Here is a 4092-nt window from a genome sequence, read left to right on the forward strand (position 1 = left end):
AATTAAGGGATGGGCATATGGATTTACCATATGCCCGGGGATTAAATAAAAAAACTTGTTTATTGCTAGTTATTGGTTATGAGTGTTAAATTTAAAATCATTTAGCACTAATGACTTGTGATTGAATAAGACTAGCTTACTGAATAGCACCAGCTTTTTTGTGCATTTCGATATACTCTGCTACGTTGTCTTTAGTGATTAATGGACAATCGATATCAGTATCGATTTGAGTCTCTTCACCAGTTAAAAGCTTGTGGCTTGTCGCTAATAAAGATTCCGCTAATGCATAAGCACTTTGTAAGCTTGTTGAAGTTAATTTACCTTCTTGGATTAAAAGTACAGCTTCAGCAGTACCATCAACGCCGTATGCTAAGATGTTTTCAAATTTTGCATTGTCTTTGATAACTTCAAGTGCACCAGCTGCCATGTTATCGTTCATAGCGATGATTGCGTCGATTTTGTCATTAGCTTGTACCCATGTTTCCATGTAGTTCATAGCTTCGTCTTTGTTCCAGTTAGCAATTTCTTCACCAACGATTGTTACGTCAGGTCTTTTTGCAAAGAATTCATTTTCCCAGCTTTTTCTTCTTTCATCAGCATGGAAGTTTCCTGGAGGCCCTTTAAGGACAACAACGTTTGCATTTTCAGGAATTTGTGTTACTGCTGCATCAGCATTAACTTTTGCTTGAAGGTATGGATCAGCATCTACTGAAGATGCGCCTTCAACGCCTGAGATTCTAGCATTTGTAGTGATTGTTACGATACCAGCAGCCACTGCTTTTTCAGCATATGGTCTTTGAGCTTCACCATTGTTTGGTTGGATAATGATTGCATCATATTTGTTTGTGATTGCATTTTCGATAAGTGAGTTTTCTGTATCATCACTTGCTTGTCCGTCAAATACATCAACTGTGATGTCATCATATTTATCTGCTTCTTCCATAACTGCATTTGCAAGCCATGCAGCAAATGAATCTGCTTGTGCTCTTGCAATGTATGCAACTCTAAATGTCTTTGCTGTTTCTGTACTATCACTTGCTGTTGCTTCTGTGCTTTCTGCTGGAGCAGGTGCTGTTTCAGTTTTAGCAGGTGAACTACAACCAGCTAATGTCCCCATCATCAGCATGAAAACTAATAAAAACGCTAATACTCTTCTCATTTTTTCCTCCTAAGATTTAATGTGTATGTTAAACTGGCCATGCCAAGAATAACCAAAAGAATTTAGAACTTTACCTAAGCTTTTTTCTTTTTACCACGTGTTGTCTTAAAGTAAATGTCGTAGATTACGGCCAATGCGATGATTGCACCTCTTACGATTTGTTGTAGGTATGAGTTAACACCCACTAGGACCATGATGTTGTCTAGGAAGCCTACGATAAATGCACCTGCAAGTGTTCCAGAAGCTGTACCGATACCACCTGAGAATGACGTACCACCGATTACAGCAGCCGTAAGGGCCTTAAATTCATAACCGATTGCGCCATTTGGAAGTCCGCCGTTAACACGTGACATAAAGAGAACACCTGCGATACCGACGAAAATACCATTGATGATAAAGGCTTTCATTTTAACGCGATCAACATTGATCCCAGAAGCGATTGAAGCTTCTTCGTTGCCACCGATTGCATAGATTGAACGTCCAAATACGGTGTGCTTTAAAAGGTACCAAGTTAAAATCATGATGCCAATTAGGAACCAAACTGGGTTTGGAATGCCAAAGAATGAACCTTGTCCAAATACGACATAATCTCCAATTTGATATATGTTTTGACCGTTTGTATAAAGTAAGGCTGCACCTCTTGCCATGGTCATCATTGCAAGTGTTGCAATGAAAGGCGGCGTTTTAAACTTAGTGACCATCACACCGTTTAAGATATTGCAGAATACTGCTACAGCAATACTTACAGCAAATGCTAAAACTAAAGAGTGTGTCATGGTATAAACGGATACAGATAAAACGCCAGCTAGTGCAAGAACAGATCCAGATGATAAGTCAAGCATGCCGCTGATGATTAAGAGTGTTTGACCAAAGGCCAAGATCGTGCCCACCGCAATTTGTCTTGAAATATTTGATAAGTTTCCTACGGTTGCAAAGTTTTCATTTGCCATCCAGCTGACCATAAAGAGGGCCAAGAGGACAAAGTAGATACTGAAAGTGCCTTTTGCATTTAATTTTTTTAATTTCTGAGTAAAATTATTCATGATTCAACTCCTAATGATTAGTAGATGCAGTCGCAAGACGCATAATATTTTCTTGTGAGAAATCCTGTCTATCAAGTGTGCCCATGATTCTGCCCTTTGCCATGACACAGATTCGATCGCACATGCCGATCAGCTCTGGTAGCTCTGATGATACGATGATAACGCTTTTGCCATCCTCCACGAGGTCTGAGATGAGCTTGTAAATTTCGTATTTTGCACCGACGTCAATCCCTCTTGTTGGTTCATCTACAATGAATACCTCTGGATCTGTTATCAGCCATTTTGCCAGCAAGACCTTTTGTTGGTTTCCACCAGATAGTGACTCAATGCTTGTTTCATAGGTTGGTGTTTTAACCTTCATTTTATCGCAATAGTATTTGACAGTTTCTTCTTCGATCTTGCTGTGAAGCAAACCTTTGTGAATGAACTTCTTAAGGTTCGTGATGGAGATGTTCTCCCTTACACTTCTCACAGGTAATATTCCAAATCGTCTACGGTCTTCCGATAGCATAACCACCTTATGGTTGATACTGTCTTTGACGCTTTTAATCTTAACGGGCTTACCATGTATTTTGATTTCACCAGCGTGGATATTATCAAGTCCGAAAATAGCTCTCATGACTTCTGTTCTACCTGCCCCCATGAGACCGGCAAAACCAAGTATTTCGCCTTGCTTAATATCAAATGTAATGTCCTTGAACTTATCACCCTCAAGCTGATTTACTTCTAAGATTGGTGGACCGATTTTTGTTTCGATCTTAGGAAAGTCATTCCCAAGCTTACGTCCAACCATCAGAGAAATTACGGTTTCTATATCAAGTTCTTCTTTTGGTCTTGAATCAATGACTTTACCATCTCTGAAAACGGTGATATCATCAGCGATTCTAAAGATCTCATCCATTTTGTGCGAGATATAGATGATGGCTGCCCCTCTAGCTTTTAAATCAAATATCTTTTGAAATAGAATTTCAACTTCTTTTTGAGTAATTGCAGATGTGGGTTCATCCATAATGATGATGTCTGATTGATATGAGATTGCTTTTAATATTTCAAGCATCTGAATATCAGATACAGTTAAATCCTTTAATTGTGTTTCTGGTTTATAGTCCAGATTTTCAGCTTTTAGAAGATCAAGTGTTCTTCTTCTAATTTCAGGCCAATTGACCTTACCTGATTTATCCAGTGGCCAGTTGCCGACAAAGAGACTCTCCTCAATTGTCATTTCAGGTATATAGTTAAGCTCCTGAAAAATCATGGAGATGCCAAGCTCCCTCGCTTGGATAGGATTTTTAACCTTAACTTCTTTGCCATCTATAAGAATCTGTCCTGAATCGGGTTGATAAATACCGTTTATGATTTTCATCAAGGTGGATTTACCTGCCCCATTTTCCCCACAAAGTACGTGGACAGAGCCTTTACGAACAGAGAATTCGATTTTATCAAGTGCCTTAACACCTGGGAACGACTTCTCTATATTCACTACTTTTAGTTTGTACATGTCGCAATGCCTCCCTTACTTGCATTAATCTTAATACAATTAGGAGGGATACATAATGTCCTAGATTAATGACTTGGTGTACTTTATTACAGATTTTTTTTACAGACTGAAATAATTTTAGAAATGATTGAGCGTGAATTGCACTATATTAAGATTGGTTTGTCCTAAATTAAGATTTATAAAGGATTTTTAGGACTTGCTTGTCTTATATTAAGATTAGAAGGGCATTAGAACGACATTCTGGTCTTTTTAGATAAATAGGATGAGTGCGGGAGTGGGAGTAATCCGTTTTGACTAGATGATTTTGTGACACACAAAAAAAGAACTGAATCATATCAGTTCTTTTAAAGGTTAATGTGGTATTTTTTTATTCTAAACCATTTATTCTAGAA

Annotated in this window: 3 protein-coding genes; all 3 read right to left on the bottom strand. The window is 38.2% G+C overall.

Annotated elements, in window-relative coordinates; genetic code table 11:
- Window positions 1–136: 136 nt before the first annotated feature.
- The 3 genes from AC220I_RS19205 to AC220I_RS19215 all read right to left on the bottom strand — a co-directional run bounded on the left by AC220I_RS19205 (window position 137) and on the right by AC220I_RS19215 (window position 3700).
- Entirely contained in the window at window positions 137–1159 is a 1023-nt protein-coding gene (locus tag AC220I_RS19205) for a sugar ABC transporter substrate-binding protein (RefSeq protein WP_486725478.1), read from the bottom strand.
- Window positions 1160–1233: 74 nt separating this feature from the next.
- A complete protein-coding gene (locus AC220I_RS19210) occupies window positions 1234–2202 on the bottom strand; it encodes an ABC transporter permease (RefSeq protein ID WP_486725479.1) in 969 nt (322 codons plus the stop codon).
- Window positions 2203–2212: 10 nt separating this feature from the next.
- Complete coding sequence (locus AC220I_RS19215) at window positions 2213–3700, bottom strand: sugar ABC transporter ATP-binding protein (protein ID WP_486725480.1); 1488 nt, start codon at window positions 3698–3700, stop codon at window positions 2213–2215.
- Between the last annotated feature and the right edge of the window lie 392 nt (window positions 3701–4092).

It is taken from the genome of Fusibacter sp. (genome assembly GCF_057447755.1).